Annotated in this window: 18 protein-coding genes; 12 read left to right on the forward strand and 6 right to left on the reverse strand. The window is 42.9% G+C overall.

The window, feature by feature from the left end; genetic code table 11:
• Positions 1-121: 121 nt before the first annotated feature.
• The 4 genes from AOB57_RS11530 to larA (AOB57_RS11545) all read left to right on the forward strand — a co-directional run bounded on the left by AOB57_RS11530 (position 122) and on the right by larA (AOB57_RS11545) (position 5185).
• The gene (locus tag AOB57_RS11530; RefSeq protein ID WP_082384263.1) at positions 122-814 is read left to right on the forward strand and encodes a metal-dependent hydrolase; all 693 of its coding nucleotides are present in this window, start codon (positions 122-124) and stop codon (positions 812-814) included.
• Between the two features lie 330 nt (positions 815-1144).
• Positions 1145-2407, forward strand: coding sequence for a nickel-dependent lactate racemase (gene larA, locus AOB57_RS11535; RefSeq protein ID WP_054299499.1), 1263 nt, complete (start codon positions 1145-1147; stop codon positions 2405-2407).
• A gap of 127 nt (positions 2408-2534) precedes the next feature.
• Complete coding sequence (gene larA / locus AOB57_RS11540; RefSeq protein WP_054299277.1) at positions 2535-3797, forward strand: nickel-dependent lactate racemase; 1263 nt, start codon at positions 2535-2537, stop codon at positions 3795-3797.
• A 110-nt stretch (positions 3798-3907) separates the two neighbouring features.
• Positions 3908-5185, forward strand: a complete 1278-nt coding sequence (gene larA / locus AOB57_RS11545; protein ID WP_054299276.1) for a nickel-dependent lactate racemase — start codon at positions 3908-3910, stop codon at positions 5183-5185.
• Between the two features lie 77 nt (positions 5186-5262).
• On the opposite strand, the gene AOB57_RS11550 is transcribed toward larA (AOB57_RS11545), so the two are convergent.
• The 4 genes from AOB57_RS11550 to argH all read right to left on the reverse strand — a co-directional run bounded on the left by AOB57_RS11550 (position 5263) and on the right by argH (position 10591).
• Entirely contained in the window at positions 5263-6921 is a 1659-nt protein-coding gene (locus tag AOB57_RS11550) for a sodium:solute symporter family protein (RefSeq protein WP_054299275.1), read from the reverse strand.
• Between the two features lie 103 nt (positions 6922-7024).
• A complete protein-coding gene (locus AOB57_RS11555; RefSeq protein ID WP_167829610.1) occupies positions 7025-7183 on the reverse strand; it encodes a symporter small accessory protein in 159 nt (52 codons plus the stop codon).
• A gap of 460 nt (positions 7184-7643) precedes the next feature.
• Positions 7644-8918: a Glu-tRNA(Gln) amidotransferase subunit GatD gene (gene gatD / locus AOB57_RS11560; RefSeq protein ID WP_054299274.1), complete on the reverse strand. Its 1275-nt coding sequence runs from the start codon at positions 8916-8918 to the stop codon at positions 7644-7646.
• A 197-nt stretch (positions 8919-9115) separates the two neighbouring features.
• Positions 9116-10591: an argininosuccinate lyase gene (gene argH, locus AOB57_RS11565; RefSeq protein WP_054299273.1), complete on the reverse strand. Its 1476-nt coding sequence runs from the start codon at positions 10589-10591 to the stop codon at positions 9116-9118.
• 353 nt (positions 10592-10944) lie between these two features.
• On the opposite strand from argH, the gene AOB57_RS11570 reads away from it, so the two are divergent.
• Together AOB57_RS11570 and AOB57_RS11575 are read left to right on the forward strand one after the other, a co-directional pair.
• Positions 10945-11544, forward strand: coding sequence for a class I SAM-dependent methyltransferase (locus AOB57_RS11570; RefSeq protein ID WP_054299272.1), 600 nt, complete (start codon positions 10945-10947; stop codon positions 11542-11544).
• 137 nt (positions 11545-11681) lie between these two features.
• Positions 11682-12281, forward strand: a complete 600-nt coding sequence (locus AOB57_RS11575) for a class I SAM-dependent methyltransferase (RefSeq protein ID WP_054299271.1) — start codon at positions 11682-11684, stop codon at positions 12279-12281.
• A 131-nt stretch (positions 12282-12412) separates the two neighbouring features.
• Here the strand turns inward: AOB57_RS11575 and AOB57_RS11580 are convergent, their stop codons facing one another.
• Positions 12413-13348, reverse strand: coding sequence for a nucleoside recognition domain-containing protein (locus AOB57_RS11580; RefSeq protein ID WP_054299270.1), 936 nt, complete (start codon positions 13346-13348; stop codon positions 12413-12415).
• 248 nt (positions 13349-13596) lie between these two features.
• On the opposite strand from AOB57_RS11580, the gene AOB57_RS11585 reads away from it, so the two are divergent.
• From AOB57_RS11585 to AOB57_RS11595, 3 genes are all read left to right on the forward strand, one after another.
• The gene (locus tag AOB57_RS11585) at positions 13597-15252 is read left to right on the forward strand and encodes an ABC1 kinase family protein (protein WP_054299269.1); all 1656 of its coding nucleotides are present in this window, start codon (positions 13597-13599) and stop codon (positions 15250-15252) included.
• Between the two features lie 194 nt (positions 15253-15446).
• The gene (locus AOB57_RS11590) at positions 15447-15653 is read left to right on the forward strand and encodes a heavy-metal-associated domain-containing protein (RefSeq protein ID WP_054299268.1); all 207 of its coding nucleotides are present in this window, start codon (positions 15447-15449) and stop codon (positions 15651-15653) included.
• Between the two features lie 442 nt (positions 15654-16095).
• A complete protein-coding gene (locus AOB57_RS11595) occupies positions 16096-16953 on the forward strand; it encodes a hypothetical protein (RefSeq protein WP_054299267.1) in 858 nt (285 codons plus the stop codon).
• Between the two features lie 153 nt (positions 16954-17106).
• Here the strand turns inward: AOB57_RS11595 and AOB57_RS11600 are convergent, their stop codons facing one another.
• Complete coding sequence (locus tag AOB57_RS11600; protein WP_226999486.1) at positions 17107-17565, reverse strand: anaerobic carbon-monoxide dehydrogenase catalytic subunit; 459 nt, start codon at positions 17563-17565, stop codon at positions 17107-17109.
• A gap of 855 nt (positions 17566-18420) precedes the next feature.
• On the opposite strand from AOB57_RS11600, the gene AOB57_RS11605 reads away from it, so the two are divergent.
• The 3 genes from AOB57_RS11605 to AOB57_RS11615 all read left to right on the forward strand — a co-directional run bounded on the left by AOB57_RS11605 (position 18421) and on the right by AOB57_RS11615 (position 21883).
• A complete protein-coding gene (locus AOB57_RS11605; RefSeq protein ID WP_054299265.1) occupies positions 18421-18627 on the forward strand; it encodes a heavy-metal-associated domain-containing protein in 207 nt (68 codons plus the stop codon).
• A 139-nt stretch (positions 18628-18766) separates the two neighbouring features.
• Positions 18767-18976, forward strand: a complete 210-nt coding sequence (locus AOB57_RS11610; protein ID WP_226999703.1) for a heavy-metal-associated domain-containing protein — start codon at positions 18767-18769, stop codon at positions 18974-18976.
• A 42-nt stretch (positions 18977-19018) separates the two neighbouring features.
• Entirely contained in the window at positions 19019-21883 is a 2865-nt protein-coding gene (locus AOB57_RS11615) for a heavy metal translocating P-type ATPase (protein ID WP_054299263.1), read from the forward strand.
• Positions 21884-22003: the final 120 nt, after the last annotated feature.

A 22003-nucleotide genomic window follows, 5' to 3' on the forward strand; every position in this document is an offset into this window, starting at 1 on the left:
ATAACTTTTTTTGTAAACCATACAATTATTATCGAAATTCAAAAATATCTGGCTATCATCGAAAATTACATTACGCATTATTACGTTTTAATAAAAAAATGACTGACTGTGAGGAAAAGAAATGGCTGGCATAAAAATCACCTGGCTCGGGCATTCGGCTTTTTTATTGGAAGCTGAAAAGAGATTGCTGATCGACCCTTTTATTTCAGGAAATCCACTGGCTCCATGTGCTCCTGAAGAACTGAACCCCGATGTATTAGTCGTAACTCACGGGCACCACGACCATCTCGGAGACGCGATAGAAATCGGGAAACGAACCGGGTGCAGGATAATTTCCATTCACGAGGTTGCAAACTATATTAAATCCAAAGGAGTTTTTGCAGAAGGCATGAATAAAGGCGGCACAATGCACGTTGAAGGCATAAAGCTAACCATGACCAATGCGCTCCACTCCTCCTCAATCGATGCCTCCGGCTTCAGTTTCGACGGCGGCTCCCCGGCAGGCTTCATTATACAGATCAGCGGATGTACTGTCTACCACGCTGGAGACACTGGGATTTTCGGCGACATGCAGCTTATAGGCGAACTCTATGAACCTGAAATAGCCCTCTTGCCCATAGGTGGCCACTTCACAATGGGCATAAAAGAAGCCGTAAAAGCCGTAGAACTCATCCGCCCCAAAATCGCAATTCCCATGCACTATAACACCTTCGATGTAATCAACCAGGACCCTCTTGAATTCCAGCAGTCCGTTGAATCAAAAACCAGCACAAAAGTGATTATAATGAAGCCAGGCGAGTCAGTCGAACTTTAAACTTAATATATTCCTTTGCTTAGCTTTATCTCTCTTTTGAGCGAACTAATTAATGGTTTTTCTTACCTCTTATGTAATCCTCTTGAGCGGGGGGCAGCGTAGCGAAAAGGGCTCCCTCCTCCCGAGACTGGACTCGGGGAGCGAAACAAACGCATCACTCCGAAGCGGAACTCGGGATGGGATAACTATTAAAATAATAAGTATATTATTAAAATATAAATCTAATTTTAGCTGCCAGTTTAGCTTGGAGTTTGAAACCAGATTTAAATTTAATTCTCATTGTTTACCTATACGATTTTATATAATTAGTACGAAGACATCGGAATGATCATGACTGAGAATATAAAAACGATTTCACTCGCGTTTGGATATGGAATTTCTGAGTTGAGTATACCTGAGAAAAACATGTCCAGTATCATCCTGCCTTCGGAATCAGAAATAAAGGAAGATCCTTTCTCTTTGGTCAAAAAAGCCCTTGAAAATCCTATAAAAAGTGAAAGGCTTTCTGAGATTGTAAACCCTGATTCCAAGGTTGCAATTATAGTTAGTGATGTTACAAGACCAACTCCTACTGAAAAAATTCTTCCTCCTCTGCTCGAAGAGCTTTATCTTGGAGGAGCAAAAGATGAGAATATCACTATTATCTTTGCCCTCGGGCTCCATCGCTTACAGACTGAAGAAGAGTGTCGCCAGCTTGTAGGTGAGGAGATCTTTGAAAAAATTAGATGCATCCAGCATGACAGGAAAAGGTGCAGGTATCTTGGAGAAACGAGTTTTGGAACGCCTGTTGAAGTTTTTGAAGAAGTAGTCAACTCTGACGTTATTATAAGCACAGGCATAGTGGAATTTCACTATTATGCAGGGTATGGAGGAGGAGGGAAATCCATCCTTCCAGGGGTCAGTTCGGAAAAATCCATACTTTCGTTTCACAGCTTTTACAGCAAACTCTTTGAAGGGGATCCCCTCTCAGGCAGAGCCGACAGCCCGGCAAGACAGAATATAGAGGAAGCTGCAAGGATTACAGGCCTTGATTTCATCTTGAATGTTGTAATAAACAGCAAAAAAGAGATTGTTGCTGCCGTTGCAGGCAATTTCATCGAAGCCCACAGGAAAGGTGCGGAACACGTTGATGCCATGTATAAAGTGCCCGTAGAGCCTGCGGATGCAGTCGTTGTTTCCTGCGGTGGTTTTCCAAAAGACATCAATCTTTATCAGGCAATAAAATCCCTTGAACACGCAATTCCTGCCGTAAAAGAAGGAGGCTCGATTATCCTGGTAGCCGAATGTGCAGAAGGAATTGGAAACAAAGTTTACGAATGCTGGAACAGGGAATGCAGGGATCCTAAAGAGGCAGTTGAACGTTTCAAAAATTGTTTTGAGTTCGGCGGACACAAAGCTGCTATTGTCGGGAAGGCTGCAAAAGAATTCAAGCTCTACCTTGTCTCAAAACTTCCCGATGCAGAAAGTGAAAAAGCCTTTTTCACGCCTGTAAAAAGCATAGAAGAAGCACTTGGGAAAGTATTTTCCGAAAATTCCGATGCTAAAGTCCACATCATGCCTGAGGGAGGGTGGACTTTACCTGTAAAACGGTAAAAAGGGTTATAAATAAAAATAAAATTTTGAATTGCCTTTGAAATTATTATAGTTCTTTTTATACCTGTTTATCCCTATTATTTTACAACAAAGAAAAATGGTATCAAGATAAAGCATCGGCATAACCATGACTGCAAACATAAAAAAAATACCACTTTCTTTCGGAAGCACGGGAGTTGAGTTTGAAATTCCGGAAAGAAACCTTGCAAGTGTAATTTTACCTTTGGAACCTGAAATAAAGGAAGATCCTTTCTCTTTGGTCAAAAAAGCCCTTGAAAATCCTATAAAAAGTAAAAGGCTTTCTGAGATTGTAAACCCTGATTCCAGGATTGCAATTATAGTTAGTGATGTTACAAGACCAACTCCTACTGAAAAAATTCTTCCTCCTCTGCTCGAAGAGCTTTATCTTGGAGGAGCAAAAGATGAGAATATCACTATTATCTTTGCCCTCGGGCTCCATCGCTTACAGACTGAAGAAGAGTGTCGCCAGCTTGTAGGTGAGGAGATCTTTGAAAAAATTAGATGCATCCAGCATGACAGGAAAAGGTGCAGGTATCTTGGAGAAACGAGTTTTGGAACGCCTGTTGAAGTTTTTGAAGAAGTAGTCAACTCTGACGTTATTATAAGCACAGGCTCAGTGGAATTTCACTATTATGCAGGGTATGGAGGAGGAGGGAAATCCATCCTTCCAGGGGTCAGTTCGGAAAAATCCATACTTTCTTATCATAGTTTTTACAGCAAACTCTTTGAAGGGGATCCCCTCTCAGGTAGGGCCGATAATCCGGCAAGGCAGAATATAGAGGAAGCTGCAAGGATCGCAGGTCTTGATTTTATCCTAAACGTTGTACTTGATGGTAAAAGAAGAATAGTTGCTGCTGTTGCCGGAGATTTTATAAAAGCTCACAGGAAAGGAACCGGGATTGTGGATTTTATGTATAAGGTGCCTGTAGAGCCTGCGGATGCAGTCGTTGTTTCTTGCGGGGGATTTCCAAAGGATATTAACCTCTTCCAGGCGACAAAATCCCTTGAAAATGCAGTTTATGCTGTGAAAAAAGGAGGCTCAATAGTGCTTGTAGCCGAATGTGCTGAAGGAATCGGGGATAGCATATATGAGCGCTGGAGTAGAGAATGCAAAACTCCCGATGAGGTGGTACAAAAATTCAGAAAATGTTTTGAGTTCGGCGGACATAAAGCTGCCACTGTCGGAAGGGCTGCAAAAGATTTTAAACTTTACCTTGTCTCAAAGCTTCCAGAAACTGAGAGCAGAAGTGCCTTCTTTATCCCTGTTACAAGTGTAGAAGAAGCGCTTGAAAATATTATTTCCGAAAACCCGAAGGCTAAAATCCATGTTATGCCCAATGGTGGGTGGACTTTACCTGTAATGAAATAAGAAGGTGACATAAAGGATGAAGACTATAAAAGAAAATAGCCCCAAAATAATACAGTTATATAAGAATTATAAATACAGTTATATAAAGAATTATAAAAAAGGCAATTAAAATGCCATATAATACTGCAAACACAAAAACAATATCACTGGCCTTTGGAAATATGTCACTTGAGCTGGATATTCCGAAACGAAATATGTCCAGTATTATTCTACCCTCTGAACCTGAAAAAAAGGAGAGAGGAGATTTTTTAATTAAAAAAGCCCTTGAAAATCCTATAAAAAGCAAAAGGCTTTCTGAGATTGTAAACCCTGATTCCAGGGTTGCAATTATAGTCAGTGATGTTACAAGACCAACTCCTACTGAAAAAATTCTTCCTCCTCTGCTTGAAGAGCTTTATCTTGGAGGAGCAAAAGATGAGAATATCACTATTGTCTTTGCCCTCGGGCTCCATCGAAACCAGACCGAAGAGGAATCCAGAAGACTAGTCGGAGAAGAGATTCACAAAAAAATCCGCTGCATCCAGCACGATACCAGCAGGTGCAGACGTATTGGCATAACCTCACGAGGAACCCCGATTGAAATCTTTGAAGATGTTCTGGATGCAGATCTTGTTATAGGTACTGGAAGCATTGAATTTCATTATTACGCAGGGTACAGCGGAGGAGCGAAGTCTGTGCTGCCTGGTGTAAGCTCGAAAGAGGCAGTAATAGCAAACCACAAAATGATGATTGACGAGAAGGCTGTTTCCGGAAGGGTCGATGGCCCTGTGCGGCAGGACATGGAAGAAGCTGCAAAAATTACCGGTCTTGACTTTATTTTGAATGTAGTGCTTGACAGTAAAAAAGAAATCGTTGCTGCCGTTGCCGGGGATTTTATCGAGGCTCACAGGAAAGGCGTGGAGGTTGTGGATTCCATGTATAAGGTGCCTGTAGAGCCCGCAGATGCAGTTATAGTTTCCTGCGGAGGTTTCCCGAAAGATATCAACCTTTTCCAGGCAAATAAAGCCCTTGACAATGCAACCCAAGCCGTGAAGGCAGGCGGCTCCATTATCCTTGTGGCCGAATGTGCCGAGGGAATTGGAAATCAGGTGTATGAATGCTGGAACAGGGAATGTCGGAGCCCTGATGATGCAATCGAGCGTTTCAAACAATGTTTCGAGTTCGGTGGACACAAAACTGCAATAATTGCTAAAATTTCAAAAAAATTTAAGCTTTACCTGGTTTCAAAACTCCAGGATGAACAAATAAGATCTGCCTTCTTCACTCCGATGGCAAGTGTAAATGACGCCTTATCCGCGGTGCTCTCGGAAAACCCTGATGCAAAAATCCACCTTATGCCGCATGGGGGGCAGACGCTGCCTGTCAGAAAGGAAACAAAAGGAAAATAAAAAAGCTAATTAATGAAGTATAAAAATGAAATTGAAAAAGAAATAAAACATGTAAAGGTGGAGACAGGGTTGCAGGCTTAAACGCCTGCCGAATCCGCTGCACTGCTGGGTACTTTTTCTGAGCTTTCTTCCTTTTCGTCTTCAAACCTCAACCTGAAAGCTTTTTTCAGGAATTCGGGTGAAAATTGGGGTGTCATAAGGCTTACAACAACTAGGGCAATCAAAGATAGTGGAGTTGCGATCAGGATCGGGTCTACAAGAGGCCAGGTGCCTGTGAGTAAGGTTTCCTTGCCGAAGATTGCCTGGCAGATTCCTAGAGGTACAGCTTCTTTTGCATGCACGAAAGTCAGCCAGAAGAGGCTGCTTAAAGACCCTATTACCAGGCTTGCAATTGCTCCGGCTTTTGTTGTGCGCTTCCAGAAAAGTGCTCCGATAAACAGGGACAGGAAAGCGGACGTGCATAAGCCCATGAACATCGCAGTCGCTCTGGCGATAATGCTTCCGGGAAGGATATATGCCAGAATTACTGCTACAAGAATGGTAAAGGCAATTCCTATTTTTGTAACGTGGACTGTTGCTCTGGATTTGCCTTTCATTATACTCTGCTGGTATACATCGTACCCTATTGCCGTGCCCATTGTATGGAACTGGGCTGCTGCCGTAGACATTGCGGCTGAAAGCAGGCAGAGCATAAAGAGCGTGACAAACATTTCAGGCATTGCATGGTTGAGGAAAGCAGGCATTATAAGATCAGTATTGCCATCCGGCACTGCCTGAAGCGAAATCACGCCCATGGTTCTGTAGAAATATACGTTGGAAAGTGCCCCTATAGCGTATGCAACTCCTACCATCATAAGGAGGAAAGGACCTCCCACGGCAACTGCTCTTTTCAGGGAGCGGTCGTCTTTTACAGTCATGAACCTGACTGCAAGCTGCGGCTGTGCAAGTACTCCTATTCCCACACCCATTATAATTGTGGAAACCATTGTCCACCAGATAGGGGAGCCAAAAGCCGGCATTGAAGTCCAGCCCTGGTGTCCCTGGGCTGCAAGGGCAGGAGGTACAAGGTTTGCCATATCTGTAAGAGTCTGGTGGGCTTCGGTAACTCCTCCAAGCATGCTGTAAGTGTAAATAAGCAGGAAGCCCATTCCAAACAGCATCAGGATAGCCTGCATGGCATCCACGTACATTACTGAGAGAAGTCCGCCTTTAATCACATAAGAGGCAATGATAATAGTGAATATTACGAGAGCAATGTTATAATTAAGTCCAAGGGTTGTCTCAAGGAATCTTCCGGCCCCTATGATAACGCTTGATGCGTAGAGGGGCATGAAGACTCCGATCAGGAGTCCGGAAAATGCCTGAATGAACTTTGACTGGAAACGCTTTCCAATAAACTCAGGATAGGTTATAGCTCCCAGATTGAGCCCCATGCGCCGGGTCCGGGGCCCAAAAATCACGAAGGCAATAAAGATCCCGAAAAAGATGTTCATAAACACGAGCCATAAGAGTCCCATTCCTAGAGACGCAGCTACTCCACCGAATCCTATAATTGCAGAGGTGCTGATAAATGCAGCTCCGTAGGAGAGCGCCATAATTGCAGGATGCACCCCCCGACCGGCGAGCATATACCCTTCGGTCTTGGAATTCTTCCTGTATCCAAGGTAAGCGACATAGAAAGTGGCCCCAAGATATGCGATAAGAAGGAGGATGAGAACTGAAATATTAACTGCCATGATAAGACCATTCCAGAATAATTCTAATACTGTTTTTCTCAGGTTTTTTCAAAGATCCGATTTGACCTGACCTTTTAGATCAATCTCAATTCTGTTTCCAGTTTTATTGATCCTGGGTCGCTGCCTTTTTAGCGCTGCTTTTTACCATCTGCTCCTCGTCTCCGCCTCTCCAATGGTAGGCTCCATAAACCAGGCACAAGAGTGCACTTAATATACTGGCAAGATATCCAAGCCAGATAAATGGATCATTTATTCCGAGCATCTATAGCACCTTCCTGAAAATATCCTGATGACATTATCTTGATAATAGCTAACATGACACTTGTTAGCATTGTACATTAATACTTTTTGTTATTTAAATATATTGAGTAAAGAAAATTACGGCATAAAGTGACGTCATAAATTACAGCATACCAACAGGTTCTATCATCTAATCCTTGAACTCACAGGCTGGAATGAGTGGTAAATCTATGCTTGGATGAAAAACCAGTACTCTGAATTTATATACAGATCTTAATTACAGATTTTAATGGATCACCACATCATGGCTGGATACATATACCAGGAAAAATTACAATGGGAGACGGGAATTACAGATCAATCCTTAAAGAACCCATTCCTTTTGAAAAAGAACTCATTCCTTTTAAAAATCGGAAATTAACCCCTGAAGGGGTTAGTTCTTTCTTTTTAACCTGATTCTCTGAATTCGTTTGACTCTTCTTTTATTTAAAACAGCACTCGGTGATCTCTCCACTGAGATTTTCCCTGAGCATACCAATAGCTTTGTTGTACTCATCGGTCTGACCGAGTACCCACATAAGTTTAACCAGGGCGGTCTCGGGCAGGATATCTTCGCCTTCGATTGCACCGGCTTTCAGTATATCACGGCCCGTATTATAAACGCGGTCGCAAACTCTGCCATTAAGGCACTGGGATGTTACTACAACAGGCATCTTTGCATCCGTGGCTTTCTGGATAAGGGGAACCCACTTAGTAGAGACGTGCCCGAGACCCGTACCTTCAAGGACCAGTCCTCTGTATCCGCCTTTGATATAATAGTCAAGAATATCAGGGTCTGCATCCGGTGTAAATTTAACAAGGGCACATTTAGGCTCCATGCCTGGCTTAAATTTGAGAGGTATCTCTCCACGTTTGGTATAATTAGTGAAAGTTTTTATTTCCCCTGTATTGTAATCCACAGTTCCTATAGGAAGGAAATTTATGGATTTGAAAGCATCCCTGCGGGAAGTATGCATTTTCCTGACTTTGGTTCCACGGTGGATCTCACAGTAGTCGTCCGAGGTTGTTCCGTGCATGACAACCGAAACCTCAGCAATATCGCTTATTGCAACACGGGCTGCACAGATTGCATTCATGGCACTATCACTGCTGGGACGGTCTGCACTTCTCTGGGAACCCACTAGGACGATGGGTACAGGTGTCTCGATCATGAAGGAGAGGGCAGCAGCCGTGTACATCATGGTGTCTGTCCCGTGGGTTACAATTATACCATCAGCACCGTCTTCGATTTCTTCTACGACTGCGCAGGCAAGTTTTTCCCAGGTTCCGACATCCATATTCTCTGAGAGGATACTTGAGATTACCCTGCTTTTAAAATCGGCTATCTCTTTAAGTTCAGGGATAGCTGCAAGAATATCATCAGCTGTAAACTGTGATGTTACTGCACCTGTCCGATGGTCGATTTTGCTAGCAATAGTTCCGCCTGTGGAAAGGATAGCAACCTTCGGAAGCTTTTTTCCAGGCTTTGTGATTCCCTCTCCAGTAGCCCTAGATTCTTTCGCGCCGTTTTCGTCTCCGTTTGTGCTTTCTTCATTATCTTCCAGAAGCGTTACCTTTACCCTGTCTGTGGAAAATCCGGCATTATAACCACTGTTCATTTTTATTGTTATATATCCTTCCATAGACGGCATTACTCTGCCTTCGTATACAGTGCCGTTCTTTTCAATACGTACCCTGTCGCCCTGTTTGAATTCCATAAATAATCCCTTGCGATAGTTTTTAAAATGCTGCATTGATAATTAGTATTCCGGTGTTATAGCATATATCTTCGGATGATATTGTTATTTTACGATGTATTTTGCGTGATACTAAGAGCCAAAGTAATAACTAATTTAATATTACTTTATATTAATTAATATAAAGTGTATTAATTACTGGTTTGCTCTACCACAGCTCAAACTTTCATGTACTCATTAACGACTGCAAGCAGGCTCTCAAAAGCCGAATCTGTGACGTCTCTCATGGTTGCAATTTCTTGCTTGTTAAGTTCGAGTTCAGTACGCCTTTTTGAGAGGTAATTCCGCATCTCTTCTGGGGCAGGCCCCCCAGCAATATTTCTTCGCTTTATGTTTGATACCGGATTAAGGGCTTGTTTTACCATCTTTTCCGTGAGCCCACGGCTTGAAAGCGATTCACCCAGCACAATTTCGGCTACAGAATCTATCTTTTCCAGAGTGGGCCTTTCCATTTCCCTTGCAAGTATGCCTACGATCTGGTGAGCAGTCCTGAAAGGAATTCCGGTTTCCCGGACAAAAGTATCTGCAAGTTCGGTAGCTGTCGTAAAACCTGTGACTGATTGGGCAGCGAGCACTTCAGTACGGACTTTCATGGTTTTTATCATCCCTTCCATGACCCTTACTGAAGCCCTTACCGTTTCTACAGACCGCCAAATATTTGGGGTCGCTTCCTGCAGGTCACGATTGTAACTCAGGGGAAGCCCCTTGCATATTGTAATCAGGGACATAAGTGCTCCCACGGCTACTCCTGTTTTCCCGCGCATAAGTTCGGCGGTATCCGGGTTTTTCTTCTGCGGCATAATCGAGGAGGTAGAAGCGTACATATCATCCAGTTCTATGAAATTAAATTCGGAAGAGGACCAGATTACAAGCTCTTCTGCCATGCGGCTCAGGTTTATCATGAGATTTGTAAAGCTCGAGGCGCATTCAATAAGAAAGTCCCGGCTACTGACCGCATCCATTGAGTTCTCAAGCAGACCTGCAAAGCCCAGGAGTTCCTGGGTTCTTCTCCTGTTCAGGTTAAAACCAGTGGAAGCAAAAGCTGCAGCCCCGAGAGGGCAGAGATTTACTCTTGAATAAGCGTCCTGAACTCTGTCGAAATCTCTGCCAAGGGCAGCTTCGTGGGCGCAGAGGTGATGGGCAAGCGTTGTCGGCTGGGCATGCTGTAGGTGAGTGAAACCAGGCATGAGCGTATCAGTATGTTTTCCTGCAAGGGTTAGAAGGGTTTGCCTCAGCTCATGGATTTCCTCAAGCAGCCCTATCAGTTCCTCCCTTAGCACGAGCCTGACGCAGGTTGCAACCTCATCGTTTCTTGAACGTCCCGAGTGCATCCTGCCTCCTACATCTTCCCCAACCAGATCGATTAGCTTCGACTCAAGAGATATATGAATGTCTTCATAGCTGAAATCGAGCTTTTCCATTCCTTCTTCCCTGATTTTCAAAAGCCCGCTAAGAATTTTGCTGCAGTCTTCCCGGTTTATAATGCCCTGCTCTCTCAGCATTACCGTGTGGGCAAGGTCCACTGCTATATCAGCATCAAATATCCACCTGTCAGCCTCCATAGAGGATGTATAACGTAAGATTTCCTCATCCTGGGCGGCTTCCAGCCTGCCTCTGCGTAAAATATTGCTCATAGGGTTTCCTCTTTCTGGTTCTTGTGAAATTAATTGGTAAGAGTACAATTCCTTTAGGAGTAACAATGTTTGGGAATTTGTTTCAACGTCTGCAAGTAATAATTTCTAATTTGATATTATCTATGAGTTTAATTCACGATTTAATGTGAAATTTAGTGAGGGACTTAATGTAAAATTTAATGTTATATTTAGTGTAAGTTTTGTAGCGTGGTATTAATTCTAACGCTTAAATATGAATCGGTTTCCCGGAGTTCTCATGCAGGATAATGATATCAGGCGGACAGTACCTGGTAAATACTTTTTTCTTCCGGTATCCCAAAAAGCTAATCGTGAGGACAGCGTAAACTCACTTAATGTCCGTGGTTTCGAAATATAACCGGATCTCAATGGTTTATGGCATCATAGAATTGCCTGTAGAGCTTCTCCTTTACGGCAGGTGGAGAGAAGAAGCCCTCTCAAACCTGAGCGGCAAGGTTCTGGAAGTCGGGGTGGGCACAGGAAGGAATCTTAAATATTATCCGGTAGGCTGTTCGGTAATCGGAATAGATAACAGCACAGGGATGCTTGAAAAAGCCCGGAAGAAGGCAAGAGGCATGAGAAATATTACTCTTTATCTTATGGATGCCGAGCACCTTGAATTTCCAGATGATAGCTTTGATTATGTGGTTACGACTTTTGTCCTCTGTTCGGTTCCCGATCCTGTGAAGGCTCTTAAAGAGATGAGACGAGTCCTCAAGCCTTCAGGAGAGCTGATAGCTCTTGAGCATATGCGGAGTAGCAACCCGTTTATTGCCCGCATTGAGGATTTGATCAATCCGATAATGTTCTTCTTTATCTGGGATGATATGACCCGAAATACGATGGGAAACATAGAAAAAGCCGGCTTCACCATTAAGAAAGCAAAAAACCTTGCTTTTCAGGACGTTTTTAAGAAGATCAGGGCAAAACCGTAAATAAACCTGTTTCCGGAAAACTTCCGGAGAATTATCCAAAACCTGAACATTTCTATTTAAACTGCTTTCCCTTAATACAATAGTTTTTCCCTGCATATCCAGAAAAGCTAATCATGAAGAAAGCGTAAATTTGTTTAATGTCCGTGGTCTCAAAGTATAACCGAATCGCACCCATATATGAACTGATAGACTTGCCTCTGGAACTTTTCTTTTTCCGGAAATGGAGAAAGGAAGCTCTTTCAAACCTGAGTGGAAAAGTTCTGGATGTCGGGGTTGGCACAGGAAGAAACCTGATGTATTATCCAGCAGGCTGCCGGGTGATAGGGATCGATAAAAGCGAAAAAATGCTCAGGAAAGCCCGGGAAAAAGCGAAAGCCATGAAAAACGTTACTCTTTATCCTATGGATGCCGAACAGCTTGATTTCCCGGATAACAGCTTCGATTACGTGGTAACGACTTTCGTGCTCTGCACAATCCCTGACCCTGTAAAAGCTCTTAAGGAAATGAGACGCGTTCTAAAACCATCAGGGGAACTAATATCCCTTGAACACGTGCATAGCAGTTACCCTTTTATTGATTTCATGGAACATTTGATTAATCCAGTTCTATTTTTCCTGCTTGGAGATCATACTACACGAGATACTGTGAGGAATATCGAAAAAGCCGGGTTCACGATTAAGGAAGAGAAAAGACTGGCTTTCAGGGATGTTTTCAGGAAGATTCGAGCGAAGCCGTAATGTTTCTCTTACAAAACATGATCTTTTTTGTCTTGCCTAGTTTTGTCTTGCAGTTTCGGAGTGCTTGTTACTTTTTCTTTTTGTCGTTTTTGTTTTAAAGCCATTTTTTACTTCAACCGATCATTTTTACTTTAAAACACCATTAAAATAACCCCCGTGATTCCAATCAGAACGAACAGCCTTAGAACCTGAGAAATCAGGATAGTTTTCATCCCTATTCTGGGACCGAAGATTCCCACGTAATGCGGGATATAGATTCTCAGGGTTCCGAGGCTTGTTATAATATTGCCTACCAGCAGGACAATTATAACTTCAATGCCGCTCAGGATTCCCTGCTCCATTAGGCTTGCTGCGAGCGTGTAGGCTGCAAGGTGGCTTGCAAAAAGGGCTGCAATTACCGGGAGCCCTCCCACAGGCACGGGCAGGTACTCCGAAATCGGCTTGAGAAACGATCCGAGGGAATTAAACACTCCCAGGTCTGTCAGGATAAAAACCAGGATGGTTACGGGCACCATCACTTTGAAAATTCTGGTTATAGTTTTCTTTGAGATTTTCAGGCTTTCTTTAAAGGCTATTTTTAATTCCGGGATTTCTTTCTTCTCAAACTCGTCGAAATGTACTTTTTCTCCTTTAAGCAGGAAATGACCGGCGATAAGTACTATCAGGGTTTTTACAAGGCCTACTAGAGTTATCAGTCCCACATAGATAATCCCGGTTGTGCCGAGCAGGGGCACAAGTATCGGGATCAGGGTTCTCCAGTGCATGACAATGGCAGGAAAGGAGTTAAGAACCGAGGCTATTACCAGTTCGTCTTCTTCTATCATTCCTTCGTCGTACATGCTTTTAAGCGAAGCATTTGCTGACGATGTGGATGCAAAAGCTGTAAGGAAGCCCACTCCGCATTCTCTTCTGAGATGAGCATAGTTTGTGATCGGGTTTACCAGAAAATCAAATTTATAGAACCAGCCGAGGCTTACAAGAAGTTCGGCAAGGATAACCCCCAGGATTATTGAGGGGCCTGTTTTTAAAAGATACTCAACCGAGTCCACAAAGGCATCCAGTAGCATTTGACATTATTCTTGTAACAAGCTTTATTAATTTTTCTAAAAGATTTAATAAAAATTTTCAACAATTAATTCAACCTATACACCCTCAATCGACAAGATTTCAAATGATAATCTTAAATTGATGATTTTTCAATCGGCTAATCTATCAATCGATAAAACAGTATCTCAATTTTATCCAGTTCTTCAAGAACCCATCTGGCAACCTCAAAGAAAATTCTCTTAAGCAATAATGGACAATTAATAAATGAATGCTGGGGAAAACAAAGAGGTACCTTAAGGTTACCAGGGTTCTTTTAAAATATAATCTTATTCCTGAACTTTACCGGGATTTGCGCACTAACTACATTTCGAATCCCGATTGTACCTGTGCTTTTGATCTCGAAATCAGGCATACGGCTGTAAAGCTCAGGCAGGCTTTCGAAGAGCTTGGGCCGACTTTCATCAAAATTGGACAGACAATGAGCAAGCGACCTGATCTTGTTCCACAGCCTTATGTCATAGAAATGGCAAACCTTCAGGACAAGGTTAAGCCGGTGCCTTTTGAAGAGATGGCTGAATCCCTTGATCTTGCCTGCGTTTGTGAATACCAGACGCTTGCGGAGCGAAACCGGAAAAAGACGGAAGAGGAGCTTAAGGCTTCACGGGAGAGAAAAGCAAAAGCTTTTATTGAAATCTTTGACAGCTTTGACCCGGAACCGATTGCCTGCGGTTCGATTGCCCAGGTCTACAAAGGGGTTTTGGAAGGCAAACCGGTTGCCGTCAAGATCCTCCGCCCAAATCTCATTGACATTATAAACATTGACCTTTCTATTCTGGATGATTTCAAGCCTGTAATGCGAAAGGTGCTTGGATTGGGGGGCAATTTCGATATTGATGCTTTCTTGCTGGAGATTCGGGAGATGCTTACCCGCGAGGTCGACTTGAGAACTGAAGCCATCAATATGCGGCGTTTTGAGGACAATTTCAAGAACGTGAAAAATGTAGCTGTACCCAAAATTTATCCGGATTATTGTTCAGCCAATGTCCTTACAATGGAATACATCCACGGAACCCAGATTAAAGACATAATTAATATGCCTGTGCCTCAAAGCAAGAAATCGGAATATACACGTACCATCACCAGAAGTTACCTCAAGCAGGTCTATATCGACGGCTTTTACCATGCTGACCCTCACGGGGGCAATATGCTGGTTCAGGAAAACAATACCATAGCCTTTATCGATTTCGGGGCTGTGGGCAGTATCGATGAAGAACTTCAGAAGCACATGCTGGAGTTTTACTATGCCATCAACAATAGGGACGTGGAAGGGGCAACCCAGGGTTTCCTGAAAATTGGGGGTGCAAATGCACGGGAAGTTGATATCCACAGGCTCAGGAAAGATATGGATAGCCTGATTGCAAACCAGAACTATGGGCTTGAAGGCAGACAAAGCGACAATTACGCAAAACTTGGTCTGAAATATAATATCCGGCTGCCCGGGGAATTTTCAACCCTTCAGAGAGCGATCCTGCTTATAGAAGGGGTCTGCCTGGAACTGGATCCGAGATACAATATTAAAACTATTGCAATTCCCGTTCTCATGGATGCTTATAAGAAGCTTAATGAGCCGAAAGGGCCTGCTATCCACATTGAATTTTCCACTGAACCTGTGGATGAAAAGGCTGAAATGAGGGCAACAATTCGGGAAGTTGCCGATAAAATGGAAGAAATGGGGGATAGATTCCTTTCTTTAAAGCAGGAAGAAAGCAGGAAAACGGTTTTTTCGAAAGAATTCTACCTTGCTGTCCTGCTTATTATCTCAGCCTATATCCTGTTAAATGGTGGTACTTTTTCCTGGGTTGGGTTGGCTGGAATCGGAGCGTCTGTCCTGATAGTCCTTGTTGCTACAATTCGGGGAGATTGAGAATATATTTAATCCGTAAAGGGCTGGATGAGCAAAAATCCCATAATGTGATAAAAACCTGTGAAATATAAAAACAGAAACAGGTAAAATAAGCCTTAAATCAAACCATATAATATATAAAAACCATATAAAAACTAGGACAGGAAAAAATTACAGGTAAAAATCCAGAACTTACTAACGGGGGGATTGAATCTCTGACACAAGGAACCTTAAAAATTGAAGGGATGGAGTGTAATCACTGCATCTTAAGGGTTGGGAGAGTTATTGCTTCCGTGCAGGGTGTAACTGTAGTTGATGTAAATCCGGGAACAAAAGAAGCTGTTGTGGAATTCGAGGAGAACAGAACCGACCTGGAAGAAATAAAGGCTGCCGTGCGGGAAGCAGGGTACGAGCCTTTATAATTCTGTTTTTCTCTTTTTATTTCCTGGTGTGCTTAACTGATCTCAAGGTGTAGACAATAAATGGATTTACTCAGATATTCTGCATGTACATGCAATCAGTTACATCTCTCCTCTTCAATAACAGCAGTATTTTTTAATCATTTCTTTTATTGTATTAATTAAGAGTTGCAAATCTAGCCTCAGTTTACTAAGTTTACCATCTATTATGTTTTATGTTGGCTGGAATTATAATTTTTAAACACAATGTTAATTTTATTATCACTAGCATAATAAACCTAAAAAGATCACTTGCTACAAAAGCACATATAAGGGGAACTTAGGAGGAATTATTTCTAATATAATAACGCTTTTATATTTACTGAGCACGTAAATATTTACCGGTATGCCAAGCATACTGGTATGTTAAGCATACAACTTTGACATAACGGGGGGAGTAACAGAGATGGTTAAATCTGGAATCACAAAGTCAGTGTTACTGCTGACATTTATAGGATTGATAATAATCGGACTGGGGCAGCCGATCGCAGGAGCTGCAGATAAGGGAAAATCGAGCGGACAGGTCTGTGTTTGTAAGGAGTACTCCAACAATACCACCATGAATTGTGAAAAAGATTATTGCAACAATATTACCATGAAATATGTAGAGAACTACACTTGTTGTCTAATGGATTGTGGAAAAGACTACTGCAATAATACTATGGACTGTAAAGAGGGCTATGATTGTTGTGTATATAACTGTGAGCAGGACTACAATCGTTGTTTGATGGACTGTGAAACGGATTATGGCAACAATACCACCATGAACTTTGAAAAGGATTATTGTAACAAGACCATGATGCCCTGTATGATGATGGATAACGACTCAATGAATGACACCATGATGCACCACTGTATGCACCACTGCATGCATTGTATGATATACTGTATGAAAGGGGATCAATCAGAGAACGCAACTATGATGCCCTGTATGATGGGCGACGATTCAATGAACGAGACCATGATACCCTGTATGATGGGTAACGATTCAATGAACGAAACTATGATGATGCACTGTTGTATGATGCCCTGTATGATTGAAGATCATACGGACAATGCTACTATGATGCCCTGTATGATAGGCAACGATTCAATGAACGAGACCATGATGTACTGTATGATGTGCGCCGATTCAATGAACGAAACTATGATGATGCACTGTTGTATGATGCCCTGTATGATGAAAGATCATACGGACAATGCTACTATGATGCCCTGTATGATGAAAAATTACACGGGCAACGAAAGCTGCTGCCCGGCTTGAAAGGATCAAAACACAAATTAAGCCGCGTCAATTTATGTTGTGCGATTATTTGTTAATGTAAAAAAGCGAGCAGGGCTCATTCAGTGGATAAAATAGTTTATAATGCCTTAAGGTAGAGTAAATTATAATAAAATCTTAGAATTTTGCCTGCTTTTATTTTTTAGCGCCTATGCAGGCATTATTAATTTTTATAGGTAATCTCTGAGGATCAGTCAATATTGTCTCTCCTTCAGTATTGATGCCTAATTGATTGGCGGATTTTCTTAATTTCTCCTCGCCTGCAATTGGTAGTTTCAGGCTGCCCTCGGCTGAAGCTTTTAAGGCAAGCATTATTTCTCGCCCTCTGGCACCATGGGCAGCTACTCCTGCTGCAACCCATCTTAGCAGGTTTCTGGCTACAATGAGGTCTGCGTCTGCTCCACAGACCCCTCTGGGACTTTTCCTGGTGATCCTGCAAGGTCCGTTATTACAATTTCGGCAGCAGACCCCAGCCATCCCGAAGTTACAATGCGGCTTCTGCTTATCAAAACGATCAAAAGGAGTTTCACAACCGACCTTCCCCATCTGCAATATCATCTCTTTAACTGCTGGGTCAGGTGTGTGCTCTAACACATCTCCCTTTGTCGGAAAACTTTTTTGTATTCGCTTACGGCGTCGGTGTAATCCGTGAAGTCTCCCCCACCATGGCGATGATTGTGATGACCGTGCTCATCTTTATGAGAAGAGTCATTCCGATGGTGGTGATTCTCAGGTAACTTCATTGTCTAAAGACCTCTGTTTGTAAGTTTTAATGAGTTCAATTGCGGGCGTTTTTATTTATGGGTATTTTTTTCTACTGAATCTCAGTACGGCTAACCCTTTCCTGGCTCACATGCGTCCTATGTAACAGTTTTTTTAAAGTTCACAATTGTGAACAAACACTCCCTTAAACTCATTACTAGTATTTAAATGTTGGTTTATAGGCAAAAATTTCCTGGGAAAATCAGTAAAGGGTAAAGGGTTCAAAGAGTGAATAGAAAGCTAAAAACTACAGAGAATATGCAAAAAACCAAAACCACAAAGAACATTTGGAACTCAAAAACCATAGACAGCGTGAAAAGAGCTATAGAGCAAGGCTGCGTCGAATTATGGGAATAGCACAAGTTTCAACCCCAGTAAGAATATGAAAATTGCCACAAAATTCCTGAACTTTTCCTGAGAAATTTTCTCAACTCCTTTTATGTTCTACTAATGCCTATTCCTTTATGACATAAATGCTAGTATTTCTGAACTTTTTAATGTCAGTAAGTATTGTTGAAGAATGCTGAAAATCATAGTATTTTCAGCTTAATGATATTATCAGTCACATTAACCTGAGTTTACGCAAAGAATTTGTGGCAAACCTGACATATACCTATTTAATTCTGCAGTATTCCAGAAAATTATTATGATAAAATCATTAAATAAAATTAAACGGAGATTGAAAACATGGCTCAGGAAATCATAAAAGTCGAAGGTATGTCCTGCATGCATTGCCAGTTGAGGGTTAAAAAAGCCGTTGAAGCTGTAGAGGGTGTGCAGAGGGCGGACGTAAATCTTCAGACTAAACAGGTAACTGTTGACTATGAAGAAGGAAAGGTAAATCTCGAAGAAGTTAAGGCTGCAATCAGGGAAACCGGATATGAACCTCTGTGATATCACTCCATACAGCATTTTCAAAGAATTTATTATATACTAAAAATACAGATTTTTACTATATGGATTAACTGTATGGATAGAGCGACTAGAAAAACAGTTATGCTGCGGGGGTGAGCACATCGGGGAGACAACATTCATAGTAGACGACCTTGTATGCAGGTACTGCAAGGACATGGTCGCAAAGCTCGTTACCTCTATTAATGGGGTTTCCAGAGTAGATATCAATATTCCTGAAAGAACCGTAAATGTAGCCTATGACAGCCGGATAACTGATGCATATGTCATACAGATGACCTTGCTTAAAGCTGGCTATAAAACCATAGAAGAGCCCAGAAGAGTTTACTGAATGCCAGAAAATCCTGAAAAACCTGAATAGGCGGCACATTTGATGGAAGTTACTATTGGAGTTTACGGCATGACCTGTGGTCACTGCCAGAAAAGAGTAGCGGATGCCATTTCTTCTCTTGAGGGGATAGAATCCGTTGATGTAAATCTCGAATCCGAATACGCCACAGTTAGCTTTGATCCTGAAAAAGTAACCCTGGAAGACATAAAGGCGGCTATCCGAAAGGCGGGATACTCAATAGAACGCGAAGAAACACAGGAAGAAACGCCGGTGGAGTTTTTCGGGGCAGCAGAAGCGGCGGGGACAGGAACAGAGGCTGAGGAGAGAACTTTGACGGAACCAAAGGGGTCAGAAGAGGTTCCTCAATCCTGTCCTCTGGATGTAACCTGTGAACTGCCAGCAGGAGAAGCCCCGCAAGTCTCAGAGCCGAAAACTGGTTTAAAAGAAATCACGCTAGGAGTTTCCGGCATGACCTGCTCGGCCTGCGTCGCAAATATTGAGAGAGTATTAAAGAAGAAAGCAGGAGTGAGCTCAGTAGCTGTCAATCTGGAACTTGGAAGGGCAAAAGTCGGTTTTGATCCCTCGCTTATCTCTCCTAAGGAGATTGAAGATACCATCGAATCAATCGGATATAAGGTAGAGAAGGATACGGTAACTCTTAACCTCGAAGGTATGAGTTGCGCCTCCTGCGCTGCAAATATCGAGAGAATTCTTAATAAGACCGACGGCGTGATTTCGGTTTCAGTAAATTTTCCCCTTGAAAAGGCAGTTGTAGAATTCGACTCAGCCCAGATTTCCGTAAGAGAGATTGTTGCTACGGTACAGAGAATTGGTTATGGGGCATCGGTCCGGACTGAAACTGTGGAATATGAAGACAGAGAGCAGATATCAAGGGAGGTTGAGATTCGAAAACAGAGAAATAACCTGATCATTGCTGCTGTGCTTGGAATTCCGGTTGCTATCGGGAACATGGGTATGATGTTTCCTTCTCTTTTGGGGTTTATTCCTTCCTTCCTCTTCGACCCCGTAGTGCTTTTTATATTGTCAACTCTCATCCTTATCTTCCCTGGCAGGCAGTTTTTTGTCGGGACTTTTAAAGGTTTCAGGCATGGCGTAACCGATATGGATCTGCTGATTGCCGGAGGGACAGGGTCTGCTTACATCATCAGCGTAGCAGCAACATTTTTTGATCTCGGACCCGGGTATGATACTCTCTATTACGATACGGTAGCTCTCCTTATACTTTTCATCGTGCTTGGTAGGTTTCTCGAAGCCAGGGCAAGGAGCCGGACTTCGGAAGCAATAAGGAAATTGATGGAACTCAGGGCAAAGACCTCCCGAATTCTTGTGGATGGTGTGGAGAAAGAAGTTCCTGTTGAAGAAGTCGTGGTTGGCGACATTGTTGTTGTTCGCCCGGGAGAGAAAATTCCGGTTGACGGGGTTGTAGTTGAAGGCAGTTCGGCAGTGGACGAGTCAATGCTTACCGGTGAGAGTATTCCTGTAGAGAAAAGCCCCAGCAGCACGGTTATCGGGGCTACGCTAAATAAAACAGGAACTTTTAATTTCCGGGCTACCAAAGTCGGGGCTGATACCGCTCTTGCCCAGATAATCAGGCTTGTTGAAAATGCTCAGACTTCTAAAGCCCCAATCCAGAGGGTTGCGGATATCTTTGCTGGCAACTTCATAATAGCGGTGCATATTCTTACCCTTCTCGCCTTTTTCTTCTGGTTCTTCGTAGGCTACTGGCGCTTTGGGGTATCCGCAGCTATGGGAGGAATCAGCCCCTTCCTCTTTTCCCTGCTTATAGGCATTACAATCCTTGTGATCTCATGCCCATGCGCGGTTGGGCTTGCAACTCCTGCAGCCATCATGGTGGGCACTGGTCGGGGAGCGGAAAACGGAATCCTCATAAAAGGTGGGGAAGCCCTTGAGAGGGCACATAAGCTTGATACAATAGTTTTTGACAAAACCGGAACTCTTACAGAAGGCACTCCAAAACTCACAGACGTGCTTACAACCCCTGGTAATGAAAAGGAACAGGTGCTTTTTATAGCTGCAACGGCTGAAAAGGGATCGGAACATCCCCTGGGAGAAGCTATTGTAAAGGGAGCTGAGGAGATGGAGATCAGCCTCGGAAAAGCAGAAAATTTCCGTTCAATTCCGGGAAAGGGTGTTGAAGCTTATTTTGAGGAAAAGCAAATCCTGCTCGGCACACGTAAACTTATGGAAGAGAATGGGGTCTCCTTTGAGATCCTTGAGCCTGAAATGCGTGCATTTGAAGAAGATGGGAAAACTGCGATGCTCGTAGCGTATGAGAAAAAAATCATAGGCATTGTTGCAGTTGCCGATACCCTTAAGGAGAACTCCAGGGAAGCAGTTGAGACCCTGGCAAAAATGGGAATCGAGGTAGCTATGATTACAGGAGACAATGCCATTACAGCAGGTGCGATAGCCAGACAGGTAGGTATTTCAAGAGTGCTTGCTGAAGTGCTTCCTGAGGATAAGGCAAATGAAGTTAAAAAACTTCAGGATGAAGGAAAGCTTGTCGGGATGGTAGGTGACGGCATTAATGACGCTCCTGCATTGATCCAGTCCGATGTGGGAATTGCAATGGGAGCGGGAACTGATGTGGCAATGGAGTCCGCAGAAATCGTACTTATAAAAAACGACCCCAGAGATGTGGTCGTAGCTCTTAAGCTGAGCCGGCTTACTATCCGCAAGATCAAACAGAACCTGTTCTGGGCTTTTGGGTATAATTCGATAGGTATCCCTATTGCAGCCGGGATTCTTTATCCCGTTTTTCATCGAATATTGATTACACCTGAACTTGCTGCCGCCTTTATGGCTCTGAGCTCGGTCTCGGTGACTACCAATTCCCTGCTAATGAAAAGAAGCAAACTTAAATGAGCTGGCAGACAGTTTTAAAGTCTGTTAAGAAAAGCTAGAAAAGTAAGCAGGAGAGTTAAACAGGAAAAGGAGAGTTAAACAGGAAAGTTACACAGAGTAATTACGCAGGAAAGTTACAGA

Source organism: Methanosarcina flavescens, from assembly GCF_001304615.2.
In the GTDB taxonomy this organism is placed as follows: Archaea; Halobacteriota; Methanosarcinia; order Methanosarcinales; family Methanosarcinaceae; genus Methanosarcina; species Methanosarcina flavescens.